Source organism: Streptomyces sp. NPDC046862, assembly GCF_040704615.1.
Classification (GTDB): Bacteria; Actinomycetota; Actinomycetes; order Streptomycetales; family Streptomycetaceae; genus Streptomyces.
On sequence record NZ_JBEYXP010000047.1, the window covers coordinates 56664 to 72123 of the forward strand.

The 15460-nt window shown below is 70.4% G+C and carries 14 protein-coding genes and 1 riboswitch; of the genes, 4 read left to right on the plus strand and 10 right to left on the minus strand.

What is annotated here, in order from left to right:
• Nucleotides 1-325: 325 nt before the first annotated feature.
• The gene (locus tag AB0959_RS38890; protein ID WP_366831534.1) at nucleotides 326-1546 is read right to left on the minus strand and encodes an MBL fold metallo-hydrolase; all 1221 of its coding nucleotides are present in this window, start codon (nucleotides 1544-1546) and stop codon (nucleotides 326-328) included.
• Nucleotides 1547-1687: 141 nt separating this feature from the next.
• On the opposite strand from AB0959_RS38890, the gene AB0959_RS38895 reads away from it, so the two are divergent.
• On the plus strand, nucleotides 1688-2878 hold the full coding sequence (locus AB0959_RS38895) for a Glu/Leu/Phe/Val dehydrogenase dimerization domain-containing protein (protein WP_366831492.1): 1191 nt from the start codon (nucleotides 1688-1690) through the stop codon (nucleotides 2876-2878).
• Between the two features lie 41 nt (nucleotides 2879-2919).
• Nucleotides 2920-3540 (plus strand): TetR family transcriptional regulator C-terminal domain-containing protein, encoded by a 621-nt coding sequence (locus AB0959_RS38900; RefSeq protein ID WP_366831493.1) that lies wholly within the window; start codon nucleotides 2920-2922, stop codon nucleotides 3538-3540.
• A 130-nt stretch (nucleotides 3541-3670) separates the two neighbouring features.
• Here the strand turns inward: AB0959_RS38900 and AB0959_RS38905 are convergent, their stop codons facing one another.
• Nucleotides 3671-4456 (minus strand): SGNH/GDSL hydrolase family protein, encoded by a 786-nt coding sequence (locus AB0959_RS38905; RefSeq protein ID WP_366831494.1) that lies wholly within the window; start codon nucleotides 4454-4456, stop codon nucleotides 3671-3673.
• Nucleotides 4457-4601: 145 nt separating this feature from the next.
• The gene (locus tag AB0959_RS38910; RefSeq protein WP_366831495.1) at nucleotides 4602-5318 is read right to left on the minus strand and encodes a DUF6250 domain-containing protein; all 717 of its coding nucleotides are present in this window, start codon (nucleotides 5316-5318) and stop codon (nucleotides 4602-4604) included.
• Between the two features lie 118 nt (nucleotides 5319-5436).
• Here AB0959_RS38910 and AB0959_RS38915 point away from each other — a divergent pair, with 118 nt between their 5' ends.
• Entirely contained in the window at nucleotides 5437-5571 is a 135-nt protein-coding gene (locus AB0959_RS38915; RefSeq protein WP_366831496.1) for a hypothetical protein, read from the plus strand.
• Nucleotides 5572-5604: 33 nt separating this feature from the next.
• On the opposite strand, the gene AB0959_RS38920 is transcribed toward AB0959_RS38915, so the two are convergent.
• Together AB0959_RS38920 and AB0959_RS38925 are read right to left on the minus strand one after the other, a co-directional pair.
• Nucleotides 5605-6540: a peptidoglycan DD-metalloendopeptidase family protein gene (locus AB0959_RS38920; RefSeq protein ID WP_366831497.1), complete on the minus strand. Its 936-nt coding sequence runs from the start codon at nucleotides 6538-6540 to the stop codon at nucleotides 5605-5607.
• Between the two features lie 4 nt (nucleotides 6541-6544).
• Nucleotides 6545-6711, minus strand: a riboswitch (cyclic di-AMP (ydaO/yuaA leader).
• Between the two features lie 293 nt (nucleotides 6712-7004).
• Nucleotides 7005-9077, minus strand: a complete 2073-nt coding sequence (locus AB0959_RS38925; protein WP_366831535.1) for an alpha-galactosidase — start codon at nucleotides 9075-9077, stop codon at nucleotides 7005-7007.
• 188 nt (nucleotides 9078-9265) lie between these two features.
• Between AB0959_RS38925 and AB0959_RS38930 the strand changes: the two genes are divergently transcribed.
• Nucleotides 9266-10063 carry a tyrosine-protein phosphatase gene (locus tag AB0959_RS38930; protein ID WP_366831498.1) on the plus strand — a complete coding sequence of 266 codons (798 nt, stop codon included), beginning with the start codon at nucleotides 9266-9268 and terminating at the stop codon, nucleotides 10061-10063.
• Nucleotides 10064-10102: 39 nt separating this feature from the next.
• Here the strand turns inward: AB0959_RS38930 and AB0959_RS38935 are convergent, their stop codons facing one another.
• The 5 genes from AB0959_RS38935 to ispG form a co-directional block, all read right to left on the minus strand.
• Entirely contained in the window at nucleotides 10103-10225 is a 123-nt protein-coding gene (locus AB0959_RS38935) for a DUF6126 family protein (protein WP_366831499.1), read from the minus strand.
• A complete protein-coding gene (locus AB0959_RS38940) occupies nucleotides 10222-10854 on the minus strand; it encodes an XRE family transcriptional regulator (RefSeq protein WP_366831500.1) in 633 nt (210 codons plus the stop codon). The genes AB0959_RS38935 and AB0959_RS38940 overlap by 4 nt, the downstream gene beginning before the upstream one ends.
• A gap of 84 nt (nucleotides 10855-10938) precedes the next feature.
• Nucleotides 10939-12348: an aspartate aminotransferase family protein gene (locus AB0959_RS38945; RefSeq protein ID WP_366831501.1), complete on the minus strand. Its 1410-nt coding sequence runs from the start codon at nucleotides 12346-12348 to the stop codon at nucleotides 10939-10941.
• Nucleotides 12345-14258, minus strand: coding sequence for a 1-deoxy-D-xylulose-5-phosphate synthase (dxs, locus tag AB0959_RS38950; RefSeq protein ID WP_366831502.1), 1914 nt, complete (start codon nucleotides 14256-14258; stop codon nucleotides 12345-12347). The genes AB0959_RS38945 and dxs overlap by 4 nt, the downstream gene beginning before the upstream one ends.
• A gap of 43 nt (nucleotides 14259-14301) precedes the next feature.
• Nucleotides 14302-15459, minus strand: coding sequence for a flavodoxin-dependent (E)-4-hydroxy-3-methylbut-2-enyl-diphosphate synthase (gene ispG, locus AB0959_RS38955; RefSeq protein ID WP_366831503.1), 1158 nt, complete (start codon nucleotides 15457-15459; stop codon nucleotides 14302-14304).
• Between the last annotated feature and the right edge of the window lies 1 nt (nucleotide 15460).

Genomic DNA, 15460 nt, shown 5'->3' on the forward strand with positions numbered 1-15460 from the left:
CGTCGGGGGCGTGGGGGCTCCCGCGTCTGCGCGACCCGGGCATGCGCCATCGCGTGCCGGTCGAGAGAACCGAAGAATTCGGCCCTGTGTCGCCCGACGGCAACTCACAGTAGTCGCCAACGCGTCAGGACCGGTGCGCAGTTGACAAAGACCCCCGCAAAGCTTCCCGCTCTGGTATGAGCCTTCGTACGACAGGCCGATAAACCATCGGACATGCGTTCCTGACGCGGAAATCATCCGATCAGAGCTGGTCAGGAGTGGTCACTAAAAAGCAATGAGGGCCGAGGGGCAATGCAGCCCTCGGCCCTCGGAAACGATCGTGAATTCACCCGGTCGGAACGGTTTCCGGCTCCCCGGTGCCTTCCACGGTCTTGTCGGGGACGTCACCCGTTGTGGTGACCGGCCGACCGTCGAGGACGGGCCAACCACCCGTTGGAGTGACGGCGACCGCACGCCACCAGGGCTCGGACGGCACTGTCTCGCCGGTCGGCTCGAAGGGCTCGCCCGGGCGGGGCAGCGCTACGGCCGCGCCGACCGAGCGGGCGGAGCTGATGGTGCCCTCCCCCGGCTCCGCCCACGGATGCGGCGCCAGGTTGAACGTCGCCCAGTGGATCGGCAGCATCACCCCGGACGGGTTCCCGCCCTGGAGGTAGAGGTGGGCACGCATGCCCTCCTCCGGGGTCATGTGGATGTCCGGCCAGAACTCGCTGTACGCGCCGATCTGGATCATCGTGAGGTCGAAGGGGCCGTGCTCGGCGCCGATGTCCTTGAAGCCCTCGAAGTAACCGGTGTCGCCGCTGTGGTAGATCCGGTGCGCCTCGCCCGTGACGACCCACGAGGCCCAGAGCGTGTGCTGGGTGTTGCGCAGGCCGCGTCCGCAGAAGTGACGGGCCGGGGTGGCCGTCAGGGTGAGGCCGCCGATCTTCGTGCTCTCGGTCCAGTCCAGCTCGCGTATCCGCGTCTCGGAGACGCCCCAGTGCTCCAGATGGGCACCGACGCCGAGGGGCGCCGCGAACAGCGTGTCCGTGCCGGCCAGGGACTTGATCGTGGGCAGGTCGAGGTGGTCGTAGTGGTCGTGGGAGATCACGACGACGTCCACCGGGCCGAGCTCGGCCAGCGGCAGCGGCACGGGGTGCAGCCGCTTGGGCCCGGCGAAGGCGAAGGGGGAGCAGCGCTCGCCCCAGACGGGATCGAAGAGCACCCGGTGGCCGTCGATCTCGGCGAGCACGCTGGAGTGCCCCATCCACGTGGTGCGCAGTCCGCTCGCCGGCGGCCGGGCCAGGTCGGCGAGGGTGGTGGAGTGCACCGGCACGGGGCCGGTCGGCGCGCGCTGGGCGCGCTCCTCCTTGCGCAGGTAGCGCTTGGCCATGTCGAGCGCGGCGCCGCCCGCCGGGCGCACGCGCGTGCCTTCCGGGTTGACGAACACGCCGTTCGCGAAATTCGGCGACCTGCGGATCCGCTCCAGGCGCTCGCCGCCCGGATCCGCGCCGAAGGCGGCGGGACGCAGCCCGCGCAGCCCGGAGCTCGTGGAACGGAAACCGGACACGGCCACCTCCTGGTGAATGCGCTGAGGCATTCCATTATGGTCCGCCCCTCCGACAACGCCGGGCCCACCAGGTGACCGCGGGATGGCATGCTGAACGCCAATTCAGTAACAGCCGTCGGCTCACACCCCTGAGGAGACCCGATGCACGACCCTCTCATGTCGCTCACCTGGACCGATCACCTCACCGGCCGCCGTGGCTACCTCGTGGTGGACCGGCTGGTGCGGTCGGTCGCCAGCGGCGGACTGCGGATGCGGCCGGGCTGTACGCAGGAGGAGGTCGCGGGGCTGGCCCGGGGCATGACCCTGAAGGAGGCCCTGCACTACGACCCTGAGCGGCACCCGGAGAACCGCTACATCCCCCTGGGCGGTGCGAAGGGCGGCATCGACTGCGACCCCCGCGACCCGGAGGCGTACGGCCTGCTGGTGCGCTACCTGCGCGCGATGCGCCCGTACGTCGAGAGCTTCTGGACCACGGGTGAGGACCTCGGCCTCACGCAGGACCTGGTGGACCGGGCCGCCGCGGAGGTGGGGCTCGTCTCGTCCGTCCAGGCCGTTTACCCGCTGCTCGACGACGAGGCCAAGGCGCGGCGGCGGCTCGCGGACGCCTTCGCCCTGCGGGTCGACGGCATCGGGCTGGACGAGTTGGTCGGAGGCTGCGGGGTGGCCGAGTCGGTGCTGACCGCTCTCGACCGGGCGGGCGTGCCGCACTCCGGGACCCGGGTCGCGCTGCAGGGCCTGGGCACCATGGGCGGGGCCACAGCGCGCTTCCTCACGCGCGCGGGGCTGACGGTGGTGGCCGTCGCCGACGTCAAGGGCACGATCAGCAACCCTCAGGGGCTCGACGTCGAGGCGTTGCTCGCCGCCCGCGACACGTACGGGACGGTGGACCGCGCGGTGCTGCGCCCCGAGGACCGGGAGCTTCCGGGTGAGGCCTGGTTGTCGGCCGACGTGGAGGTGCTGGTGCCCGCGGCGGTCTCTTACGCGATCGACACGGGGAACCAGGAGCGGATCACGGCCCGCTGGATCGCCGAGGCCGCGAACATGCCGGTCCTGCCCGCGGCCGAGGAACTGCTCTGCGCGCGCGGGGTCACCGTCCTGCCGGACGTCGTGGTCAACTCCGCGACGAACGCCTGGTGGTGGTGGACGCTGTTCGGGGACATCGAGGCGGACGCGGAGGAGGCGTTCGCCCACGTCCGCCGCTCGATGCGCGCGCTCGTCGGCCGGGTGCTGGCCCGCGCGGAGGCCGACGGAACGACTCCGCGCACGGCCGCACACGTACTCGCCGCCGACCGGTTGCCGGTGATCGCGGAGCGTTTCGGCTGGTACCGGTGACGCCGGGGCCCTTGTGCGTACCGACGGACTAGGGTTGCCACGTGAGCAGAGTGCGGTTGAGCGTGGCTGAGCGGCGTGAGGAGTTGCTGCGCGCCGCCGTCGAGCAGATCGAGGCGCGGGGCGTGGCGGCCGTACGCATCGCCGACGTCGCCTCGGTGCTCGGGGTGAGCAACGCGCTGGTGCTCTACCACTTCTCGACCAAGGAGAAGCTGGTCGCCGAGGCGTTCACGTACGCCGCCGAGGACGACCTCGCCCATCTGCGGGGGCTGCTGGGCCGCCGGACGACCGCGCTGCGGCGACTGCGGGCGGCCGTGCGCTGGTACGCGCCGACCGGGCAGGCCAAGGGCTGGCGGCTGTGGATCGAGGGCTGGTCGGCGGCGCTGCGCGAGCCCGCGCTGCGCGAGGTGACGCGCGGGCTCGACCGGCAGTGGAAGGCCGCCATCACCGAGGTCATCGCGGAGGGCGTGGCGGCGGGCGAGTTCCAGTGCCCCGACCCCGCGGCCGCCGCCCTCCGCCTCACCGCTCTGCTGGACGGACTCGCCGTTCAGACCACCGCCTACGAGGGCGCCGTCTCCCGCACCCGCACCCTGGAGTGGGCCGACGAGGCCCTCGCCCGCGAACTGGGCCTGGAGCGCGAGGCGTTGACGTCGGCGAAGGCCTGAGCCACCGCCGACGACGGACGCGCCACCGGGCAGCCGCCCGGAGCGCGGGTCAGGTGCTGATCCCCGCGACGGGCTGGAGCGGACGTGGCAGTTGAGCCCGGAGCACGGAGTGCGCCGCCACCGAGAACACTCAGACCAGCGACTCGATCCGCATCTTGATGTCGTCCGGCGACAGGGTCCCCTTGGCCACCACACGGTCCCCGGAGGACTCGCCACGGAGGCGGCGGCCGATCCAGGGGGCCAGGTACTCGCGGGCCCAGTGGATGTCGTCGCGGCGGACCTCGAAGGTGCCGCGCGGCGGGAGGGGCGGCCACGGCTGGTCGGGGTCGGCGGGGATGTCGAGGCCCAGGACCTGCCCGGCCCGCAGGGCCACCCGGGTGTGGCCCTCGGGTGACAGGTGGAGCCGGTCGTTGCCCCAGGCCCGCCGGTCCTGCACCGTCTTCAGCGACCAGAGGTCCAGGACGGGGCAGCCGTACCGGTCGGCGATGGCGCGCACGTGACCGTTGTACGTGGCGATCTTGCCGCGCAGGTGCTTGAGGACGGGCACGCCCCGGGTGTCGAAGCCGGTGGTCACCAACACCGTGCCGACGGCGGAGGTGAGACCGGCGACGGCCCGCTCGAAGCGCTCGGCGACCTCGTCGGGGTCGGTGCCCGGACGGATGATGTCGTTGCCGCCGGCGCAGAAGGAGACCAGGTCCGGGGCGAGTTCCCTCGCGCGCGGGAGCTGGTCCGCGACGATCTGGTCGAGCAGTTTCCCGCGCACGGCGAGGTTGGAGTAGGTGAAGTCGCCCTCCGGACGCCGGTCCGCGAGGAGTACCGCGAACCGGTCGGCCCAGCCGACGAACGCCCCGTCGGGGCCGGGGTCGCCGACGCCCTCGGTGAAGCTGTCCCCCACCGCCACGTACGACCCGATCACTGATCTGCTGTCATTCTTCGAATCGTCTGCCACATCGGTCCATGATTCACCTCGGGATGTGAGCTACGCGACCGTAGGAAAGGGTTGACGTGCGGTGAGATAAGCCACTCGTCAAGTGTTGGTCAATTGCGGAATAAGCTTTTCATCAGGGGCGTTGAGCGAGCCGCCAGACCCGGAATCCGTTGATCCGGAAGTGGCTCCACGTGGTCCGGAAGGCGAAGTGCCCGCTCGTGTACGGCTCCGGGTCCTCGTAGTCGAAGACCAGTCGCCCGTTGTTCCACCACTGGACGGTGGAGCCGTCGGAGACGATCCGTACGTGGTGGGGCTCGTTGGCGACGAGCAGGGGTTCCGTGTAGTCGTGGACCAGCGGCCGCACACCCGCCTCGCCGACATAACGGCGCAGTCGTGTCGTGGTGTTCGTGTTGGCGCCGTATCCCACGTAGTAGGTCTTGAGGTAGTCGTACTCCGCGAGCGCGCCGCCCCGCTCGGTGGCGAAGATGTCGTCGGGCGACCGTACGTCGACGGCGTTCCAGAAGTTGTTGAGGTCGGACACCCGGTCGTTGACGCCGCCCGCGGAGACCGGCGTGGCGGTGTACTCGATGACGTACGGGCCTTCGAGCCGTTTCCGGAACCACACCGTGGCGCCGCTCGGCACGTCGATCTCCAGGACACCGCCCGAGGCCGTGACGGTGCCGCCGTCCTGCAGTTCGGTGGCCCACCGGCCGAGGCCGTGCCGGAAGCCGTCGGCCGCGATCAGCCGTCCACGGCGGTGGCGGGACGTGGCGCTCGCCGTGGGCACCGGCGCCAGGGCCGCGAGGGCGGCACCGGCGGCGAGGGCTCCGAACGCTCTGCGAGTGGTCATGACGCTACTCCTTGGTCGACCAGCATGGAAAGCGCTTGCAGTCGATCACTGTGCCGCCACTTCCGCACGCCTGTCGAGACGTCCTCCGGCCATGCCACACGACTGCGATGCGCCGGTCATGAGCCGGACACGCACGGACGCCCCGGAGGAGCGGACCGTGGGAGCGGACCGGAGGAGCGGCACGGAGGAGCGGCCGGGCACACCGAAGGCCGGGCCCCGTACATCGCAGGGCCCGGCCTTCACCGACGCGTGACGCGGAGGATGCGTCAGGTGCGCGGGGAGCGCGTCAGACGTTGACGCCCTTCGAGCGCAGGTACGCCAGCGGGTCGATGTCCGAGCCGTAGTCCGGACCGGTGCGGATCTCGAAGTGCAGGTGCGGACCGGTGACGTTGCCGGTCGCGCCGGAGAGGCCGATCTGCTGGCCTTCGCTCACGGTCTGGCCCGCGGAGACGGACAGCTGGGACATGTGGCCGTACTGGGCGTAGTGACCGTCGGCGAGCTGGATGACGACCTGGTTGCCGTACGCGCCGCCCCAGCCGGCGGTGACGACCGTGCCCGCGCCGACGGCCTTGAGGCTGGTACCGGTCGGGACGATGAAGTCGACGCCGGTGTGATAACCGCTGGACCACATGCCGCCCGGGGTCTTGTAGCCGGTGCCGATGGTGGCGCCCTCGACGGGGAGCGTGAAGCCGGTGCCACTGGCGTCCGCGCTCTGGGTGGTCGACGTCGTCTCGGCCTTGGTCTCGGTCTTCTGTGGCGCGGCCTTCTTCGACGAGGACGCGGTCTTGTCCGACGCCTTGTTGCCGCCCGAGGGCGCCTTGCCGTGGAGGGTGAGCTTCAGGCCCGGGTGGATGAGCGACGGGTCGGAGCCGACGGCCTCACGGTTGTCCGCGTAGATTCTCTTCCAGCCGCCGGAGACGTGCTGCTCCCGGGCGATCTTGGAGAGGTAGTCTCCGTGGCGGACCGAATAGGTCCGCGTCGAGGCCTTCTTGGCGGTGGCCGACTCGCCGGCCTGCTCCGCCGCGGCCTTCGCGCTGTTCTCGGTGACGGTCTTCTCGGAAACCGCCGTCGTCTTCTGAGAAACGGAGTCCGCGGACGCGGCATGGGCCCCGGTGGCCCCGATGAGCGGAAGTGCGAGTGCGGCGCCACCGGTTCCGGCGGCGGCTATGGAACGGGTGAAGCGCTGGGACTTCGGGCGGCGATGCTTACCCCTCGCGGGCATGACGAATTCCTCTCCGGCGCCTACGAGGTGAGCTGTCGGGTGCGGACTGGAGATGCCCGGCCGTACGCGCGCACGGCTTTACCCCAAGCCTGTTCCGGAGACCGGAACAGGCGGTACTGCCTGTGGGTCCCCCGCTCCTGCCGTGCACGGGTGAGTTGGCGGCTCCGGGCGGCGGCAGGATTCGGCGTCCGTCCGGATTGAGGGGAACGTAAGCGACTTACGGGCATCCGGACAACCATTGGGCTTTCCTGTGCGTCTGGTTCCCTCACCCTTTCAGGAATTCACCGTCACTCTCCGTAAATGAGCGATCTCCGCACTTTCTCAATCGCCCTGAGAATCGGCCAGCATTACGTGAACATGACGGCGACACAGCGTCACGGATATGACGCTGGTCACCCACCTTCGACCCACCCTGCTTTATTCCAGGGCTACTTGGACTCAAGGCTTCATTTCGGACAGAACACTCAGATGCGGCGCAGTCGGATAACTGCCGCATCGAAGTCGCCGCGCAGCCCCGTGGGCAGACCGTGATGCATCAGCACGGCACCCCGGTGCACTTCGCCCGATTCACGGCATTCATATGCATTCCCTGGATCGAGGCCGCGCAGCCGGAGCGGGGCGGCCGGCTCTCCGTAGTGCTGGGCCTGCAGCCAGGCGAGGACGACGACCTCGTCGCCATGGACGTACTGCACCGCGCTCAGCCCGCCGGCCGGGGGCCGCAGCCGGTACAGGTCGCCACGCTGCACGACGGGACGGATCTCCCTGTACAGCTCGACCCACTCGCGCGCCTCGGCGAGCTCCTCCTCACTCCAGGTCGTGAGGTCACCGCCGACGCCGAGGACACCCGCCATGGCGCTCACGAACCGGAAGCGCAGGGAGCTCACACGGTCATTGAGCTGGGTGTTCGGGCTGTCGGTCACCCAGGCGGCCATGACACGCGCCGGGTGGATCTGGCTGAAGCCGTGCTGGATGACGAGCCGGTCGAGCGGGTCGGTGTTGTCGGAGGTCCACACCTGGTCCGTGCGTGACACGACCCCGAGGTCGATCCGGCCGCCGCCACCCGAGCAGGACTCGAAGGCGACCCCCGGGTGCGCGGCCCGCAGCCGGTCGAGCAGACGGTAGAAGGCGTGCACGTGCTCGACCCACAGCTTCTGCGGGTACGGCTCGCCGGGCCAGCCGGCGTCGGTGAAGCAGCGGTTGAAGTCCCACTTCACATAGTCGATGGGCGCGCTGGAGAGCAGGGCGTCCAGCTTCTCCCAGAGATACTCCTGGACGTCGTCGCGGGCGAGGTTCAGTACGAGCTGATTGCGGAATTCCGTCCGCTTTCGTCCCGGTTGGAACTGCACCCAGTCCGGGTGCGCACGGTACAGATCACTGTCCGCGTTGACCATCTCGGGTTCGACCCAGATGCCGAACTGCATGCCGAGCGCGCGCACGTCCTCGGCGAGCGGCTTCAGTCCGGCCGGGAAGCGGTCGGGGTTGGGCGTCCAGTCACCGAGGCCCGCCCGGTCACTGGTCCGGCTGCCGAACCAGCCGTCGTCGACGACGAACAGCTCGACCCCCATGGCGGCGGCCCGGCGCGCCAGTTCGCGCTGCTGGTCTTCCGAGATGTCGAACTCCGTGGCCTCCCAGGAGTTGTAGAGCACCGGCCGGTCCCGGTCCGCGTCCGGGATGACGTACGCGCGCTGGTACGCGTGCCAGGCGCGGCTCGCCCCGCCGAAGCCGCCGTCGCTCCACAGTCCCGCGAAGACGGGAGTGGCGTACGAGTCACCCGCGGCCAGACGCAGCAGACCCGAGTCGTCGTAGCCGATGCCGCCGGTGATCTGCACACGCGCGTCGGGGAGTTGGGCCACGCAGATGCGCCAGGTGCCCGACCAGGCGAGCGCGCACCCGTAGACCTCGCCGCGCTCCTCGGTCGCCCCCTCGGCGTCGAGCGCGACCCACGGCAGGTGCTGGTGCCCGGTGTGGCCGCGCCGGCTGCCGATGACGTGCTCACCGTAGGTGAGGTCCGTGCGGACGAGCTGCGACTCGGCGGCCCACCGGCCGTGCACCTGGGACAGCCGCCAGCCCTCGCGCAGCGGCAGCGTCCAGGTCGCGGAGTCGGCGCGCAGCACCTCCACGTCGGCGCCCTCGTTGGTGAGGGTCACCCAGCGCTCGACGACGTCGTGGCGCATCCGGTAGTGCAGCGTGATGCCGAGCTCGTGGTCGCTGAACCGCAGCCGCAGTTCGTCGTCCTCGACCTCGTACGCGCGGAAGGTCCACTCGGTGCCCCGGACCTCGTCGGTGCGGACGGACAGCGCCGGCCGCACGAAGCGGGGGCCGCCCTCGACCGGGTACTCCTCGAGCCCGTCGATCTGGGACTCGAACCCCCGGTACGGGGGCAACGGCCGGGCCGCGAGCCCCTCCGCGTCGGCGATCCCGATCCGCGGTCCCCAATGGAGGTGCAGGAGGGTGTCGTCCTCGGTGAGAGACAGCGCGTAGCTGCTCGTGGGTCCCGAGAGCAGCCAGGTACGACCGTCTCCGCCGATCTCCAGCATCAAGCCTCCAACATATTCGAACACGTGCGATCAGGCCCCAACATCATCAAGTCCGGCGGGCCCCATGGCAAACGCTCGCGAGCTCCTGTGGACAACTCCGTGGCCTACGAAGCCATGTCGTATCGTCGAGGGCGCAACGTCGGTGTGCGGAGCCGAGCACCGCCGGCGGCCGGATGGGAGGAGCCCCCGTGACGCAGCAGGTCCCGTCGACCGAGCCGGAGCTGACCGGAGTGCGTAATTTCCGGGACGTGGGAGGCCTGCCCACCGTGGACGGCCGGCGTGTGGCCCAGGGGCGGCTGTTCCGCAGCGGTCACCTCGCGCACGCGACCGGCGAGGACGCCGTGTTCCTGTCCTCTCTGGGACTGCATACGATCTTCGACTTCCGCAACGCGGCCGACCAGAAGCTGGAGGGCCCGGACGTCGACCTGCCGGGCGTGCGAAACGTCAACCTGCCGCTGACGGACCCGGCGGACGGAGCCGAGTTCTGGAAGATGGTCCGCGACGGGGACCTGGACCAGCTGCGCGCCCTGCTCTCGGACGACAGGGCGGCGGGCCGCATGATCCGCTCGTACCGCACGATCATCCGGCACCGCACGGCCGAGCACTCCCAGGTGCTGCACGCGCTGGCCGAGGACAGCGTGCCCGCCCTGATGCACTGCGCGGCCGGCAAGGACCGCGCGGGCCTGTCGATAGCCGTGACGCTCCTCGCCGTCGGGGTGGAGCGCGACGCCATCATGGCCGACTACCTGGAGTCGGCCGCCGCCCACCGCCGCTACAAGGTGCACCGCAGCAGCACGTCGGCCAGTGCCTACTCCCCCGAGGTCATGGAGCTGCTCAACCCGCTGTTCGACGCGCGGGCCGAGTATTTGGAGGCGGCGTTCGAGACGATCGAGGAGAACTGGGGCGACGTGGACGCGTACCTGGAGCAGGGCCTGAAGGTCACGCCGGAGATCCGGGAGCGGCTGCGGGAACGGCTGCTGGACTGAGCCGAACGGCTGCTGGGCTCAGCCGAACGGCTCCGCGGGTCACCGCTTCGCGCCCGCCTCGAAGAGCAGATAGATGAAGGCCGCGAAGAGGTGACCCACCGCGATGTAGATGATCAGCCGCACCCACAGGGCACGGGGGAACTTGTCTTCGATGTTGCTCACGGGGCTTCTCCGGTGGTCGTCGGCCCGAGGCACAGCGTGGCCGTCGGGCTCTGCAGCAGGGTGTGGACGAAGAGCAGGTCGGCGCCGTCGTGGTCGGCGGCCGCGAGGCGGTGCGGGGTCAGCGAGTCGAAGTGGGCGCTGTCCCCCGGCGCGAGGACGTGCGACGTGTCCCCGAGGCGCAGCCGCAGCCGCCCCTTCAGCACGTACAGCCACTCCTCGCCCGGGTGGACCCGCACGACGTCGCCCTGCGAGCCGTACGGCACGTGCACACGCAGGGCCTGCATGCCACGCCCGGAGGCGCCCGCCTGCCAGTACGTCCAGCCGCCCGCGGGCGTCGGCTCCATGTCGGCGGCGCGGATGACCGCGTCCCGTTCGGCGACCGTCTCGCCGAGCAGTTCCGACACGGTCGTACCGTAGATACGGGCCAGCGCGAGCAGCATCGGCAGCGAGGGCTGGCGGCGGCCGGTCTCCAGCCGGGACAGATGCGCGGGCGACAGCCCGGCGGCCCGGGCCGCGGCTTCCAGCGTGAGGGAAGCACGTCGGCGCAGGGTGCGCAGCTGCGGGGCGACGGCGGGGAGGTCAGCGGGGTCTTCGGCCCCGGCGGACGGCTCCGGCTCGATGAGGCTCATGCCTCCATTCAGCCGGAGGATTACCTGTGGGGCAAATCTGTTGCCCCACAGGCAAAATTTCCCGCTGGCCCCCATGGGGACGGCTCAGCGGTTGGCCACCGCCTGCTTCACCAGGGTCTTGCCGAAGTCCCACATCAGTCCGCCACCGTTGTGCGCGTCGTCCATCACGTCGGTGAAGGCGTCGACGAAGCGGTCGACGTCCCGTTCGCCGATGACGAGCGGCGGGATCAGCTTGATGACCTCCAAGTGGTCGCCGGAGACCTGGGTGAGGATGCGGTGCCGCTGCAGCAGCGGTACGACGACCATCTGCGCGAACAGGCCCTTGCGCGCGGCCTGCAGCATGGTCCACCGGCCGCGCAGCCCCAGTGACTTCGGCTTCCCGAACTCGATGCCGATCATCAGACCCCGGCCGCGTACGTCGCTGAGCAGCTCGTACTTGTCGACGAGCGCCGCCAGCCGGGACTTCAGCCGCTCCCCCGTCGCGCGGGCGCCCGCGACGATCCGCTCGTTCTCCATGACGGACAGCACGGCGAGGCCCGCCGCCATGGCCTGGGCGTTGGAGCCGAAGCTCGCCGAATGGACGAGGACGCGGTCGATCGACGAGTAGACCTTCTTGAAGATCCAGTCCTTGCCGAGGGTGGCGCCGACCGGTACGTAGCCCCCGGAGAGCGCCTTCGCCACGCACACCAGGTCCGGCTCCACGCCGTCCTCGTGCTGGTAGGCGTAGAAGTCGCCGGTGCGTCCGAGCCCGGTCTGCACCTCGTCGGCGACGAGCAGCGCCTTGTGCCGGTGCAGCAGCTCCTGGGCGGCACGCAGGTAGCCGGGCGGGGCCTCGTGCACGCCCTTGCCCTGGATGGGTTCGACGATGAGGGCGGCGACGTCCCCCTTCTTCAGCTCCTTCGCCAGGGCGTCGAGATCGCCGAGCGGGACCGCCGTGTCGGGCAGCAGCGGCGCGAACCCGTCCCGGAAGCCCGACTCGCCGTTCACGGACAGCGAGCCGGTGGTCAGCCCGTGGAAGGCGTGCGCGCAGTACAGGATCCGCGGCTTTCCCGTCACGTACCGGGCGAACTTCAGCGCGGTCTCCACGGCCTCGGTGCCGCTGTTGCCGAAGAACACCCGGTCCAGGTGCGGGCTGTGGGTGAGGAGCTTCTCGGCGAGGAGCCCCGGCAGCGGCTGGCAGTCGAAGCGTGTGAGGTCGGCGAGGGAGGCGTCGAGGACGTCGTGCAGCGCCTTGCGGACCACGGGGTGGTGGCGGCCCAGGCCCATCACCCCGAACCCGGCGAGCATGTCGAGGTAGTCGTTGCCGTCCGCGTCCCAGAAGTGCGCGCCCTCGGCCCGTTCGTAGACCTTGTCGAAGCCGATGGTGTGCAGCATGCGCGGGAGCTGGTGGTTGAGGTGCCGGGTGTGGAGCTCGTAGCGCTCGGCACCTCGCTCGGCCAGGAGTCTGCCGAGGTCGAACTCCTCGGCCCCGGCTGCGGGTTCCGCGGTGGTCATTCCTGTTTCTCCATGGCGGGTTTCTCCTTGGCGAGCTCGTCCTTGGCGGCCAGGCAGGCGCTGATCCGCCCGGCGATCTCGACCGGTGTGAGGCCGATGTCGGCCAGTACCTCACCCCGCTTGGCGTGCGCGAGGAACTGCTCCGGGATGCCGAACCGCCGTACGGGCACGTCCACGTCGGCGTCCCCGAGGGCGAGAGCGACCGCCGCGCCGACGCCGGACGCCCGGCTGTTGTCCTCCACCACGGCCACCACACGGTGCTCGGCGGCGAGCCCGGGCAGCGCGGAGTCGACGGGCTTGACCCAGCGCGGGTCGACGACGGTGCAGCCGACGCCGCGGGCATCGAGCAGTTCCGCGGCCTGGAGGCAGACCGGCGCCATGACACCGACGGCCACCAGCAGCACCTCCGGGAGGCCCGGTGAGCGGTGCAGCACGTCCATGCCGCCCACGTGGTCGACCGCCGGGATCTCCGGTCCCACGGACTCCTTGGGGAAGCGGACCAGCGTCGGCGCGTCGTCGACGGTGACCGCCTCGCGCAGCTGGGCGCGCAGCTGGTCGGCGTCGCGCGGCGCCGCGATGCGCAGCCCGGGGACGACCTGGAGGATCGACATGTCCCACATGCCGTTGTGCGACGCGCCGTCGACGCCCGTGACACCGGCCCGGTCCAGCACGAAGGTGACCCCGCACCGGTGCAGCGCGACGTCCATCAGCAGCTGGTCGAAGGCACGGTTGAGGAAGGTGGCGTAGACGGCGACGACCGGATGGAGGCCGCCGGTCGCGAGTCCGGCCGCCGACACCGCGGCGTGCTGCTCGGCTATCCCCACGTCCCACACACGGTCGGGGAACCGCTCCGCGAACCTGCCGAGCCCCACCGGGTGGAGCATGGCCGCCGTGATCGCCACGACGTCCTCGCGCTCCTCGCCGATCCGTACGATCTCGTCGCCGAACACCGAGGTCCAGGAGGGGCCGCCCGCGGGCGACAGTGGCTCGCAGGTGAGCGGGTCCATCACGCCGACGGTGTGGAAGTGGTCCTCCTCGTGGGCGATCGCGGGCTCGTACCCGCGGCCCTTCTCGGTGAGGCAGTGGACCAGTACGGGCCCGTGGAAGCGTTTGGCGCGCCTGAGCGCGGACTCCACGGCTCCCAGGTCGTGCCCGTCGATCGGCCCGACGTACTTCAGGCCCAGGTCCTCGAACATGCCCTGCGGGGCGAAGGCGTCCTTGAAGCCCTTCTTCGCGCCGTGCAGCGACTCGTAGAGGGTGGTGCCGATGACCGGTGTCCGCAGCAGGACGTCCTTGCCCCAGGCGAGCACCTGCTCGTAGCTGTCGGTGGTGCGCAGGGTCGCGAGGTGGTTGGCGAGGCCGCCGATCGTGGGGGCGTACGAGCGCTCGTTGTCGTTGACGACGATGATCAGTGGACGGTCCTTGGCGGCGGCGATGTTGTTGAGCGCCTCCCACGCCATGCCGCCGGTGAGGGCACCGTCACCGATGACCGCGACGACATGCCCCTTCTCCCTCTGCACCTGGCGGGCCTTGGCGAGCCCGTCCGCCCAGCCGAGGGCGGTCGAGGCGTGGCTGTTCTCGATGACGTCGTGCTCGGACTCCTCGCGGGACGGGTAGCCGGACAGGCCGCCCTTGCCGCGCAGTTTGGAGAAGTCCTGACGACCTGTCAGCAGCTTGTGCACATAGCTCTGGTGGCCGGTGTCCCACAGGATGCGGTCGACGGGTGACTCGAAGACCCGGTGGAGCGCGATGGACAGTTCCACCACTCCCAGGTTGGGCCCCAGGTGCCCGCCGGTCCTGGCGACCGCGTGCACCAGGAACTCCCGGATCTCGTCGGCCAGTTCACCGAGTTCCGCCTCGGACAGCGCCTTCAGGTCGCGTGGTCCCCGGATGCTCTCCAGAATCGTCACGCTCGGGCCCCCTCTCGGATGGTGCTGTTCAACCCCTGCTTGTTCACCTCACGGTGACGGCCGGCTCCCCCGACCCGACGCCGTCCTCCCGCATCTGCTCCGCGATCTTCAGCGCCTCCTCGATGAGGGTCTCCACGATCTTCGACTCGGGTACGGTCTTGATGACCTCGCCCTTGACGAAGATCTGGCCCTTGCCGTTGCCGGAGGCGACCCCCAGGTCCGCTTCCCTCGCCTCTCCGGGGCCGTTGACGACACACCCCATGACGGCGACGCGCAGCGGTACCTCCATCCCCTCCAGACCGGCCGTGACCTCGTCGGCCAGCCGGTACACGTCGACCTGCGCGCGCCCGCACGACGGACACGACACGATCTCCAGCCGCCGCTCCCTCAGCCCCAGCGACTCCAGGATCTGGATGCCGACCTTGACCTCCTCGACGGGCGGCGCGCTCAGCGAGACCCGGATCGTGTCGCCGACGCCCTCGCTCAGCAGCGCCCCGAAGGCCACGGCGGACTTGATGGTGCCCTGGAACGCCGGCCCGGCCTCGGTTACCCCGAGGTGCAGCGGATAGTCGCACTGGGCGGCCAGCTGCCGGTAGGCGCCCACCATCACCACCGGGTCGTTGTGCTTGACGGAGATCTTGATGTCCCGGAAGTCGTGCTCCTCGAAGAGCGACGCCTCCCACAGCGCGGACTCGACCAGCGCCTCGGGCGTGGCCCTGCCGTACTTCTCCAGCAGCCGCCGGTCGAGCGAGCCCGCGTTCACGCCGATACGGATCGGAGTGCCGTGGTCCTTCGCCGCCCGAGCGATCTCCTTGACCTTGTCGTCGAACTGCTTGATGTTGCCGGGATTCACCCGGACGGCCGCGCAGCCCGCCTCGATCGCCGCGAAGACGTACTTCGGCTGGAAGTGGATGTCCGCGATCACGGGGATCTGCGACTTGCGGGCGATCGTGGCGAGCGCGTCCGCGTCGTCCTGCGTGGGGCAGGCGACGCGGACGATCTGGCAGCCGGACGCGGTGAGCTCCGCGATCTGCTGCAGGGTGGCGCCGATGTCCGAGGTACGTGTCGTCGTCATCGACTGCACCGACACCGGGGCCCCGCCCCCCACGGCCACCGGCCCGACCTGGATCTGCCGCGAGACGCGGCGCTCCGCGATCGGCCGGACGGGTACCTCGGGAACGCCCAGGGATACGGCGGTCATG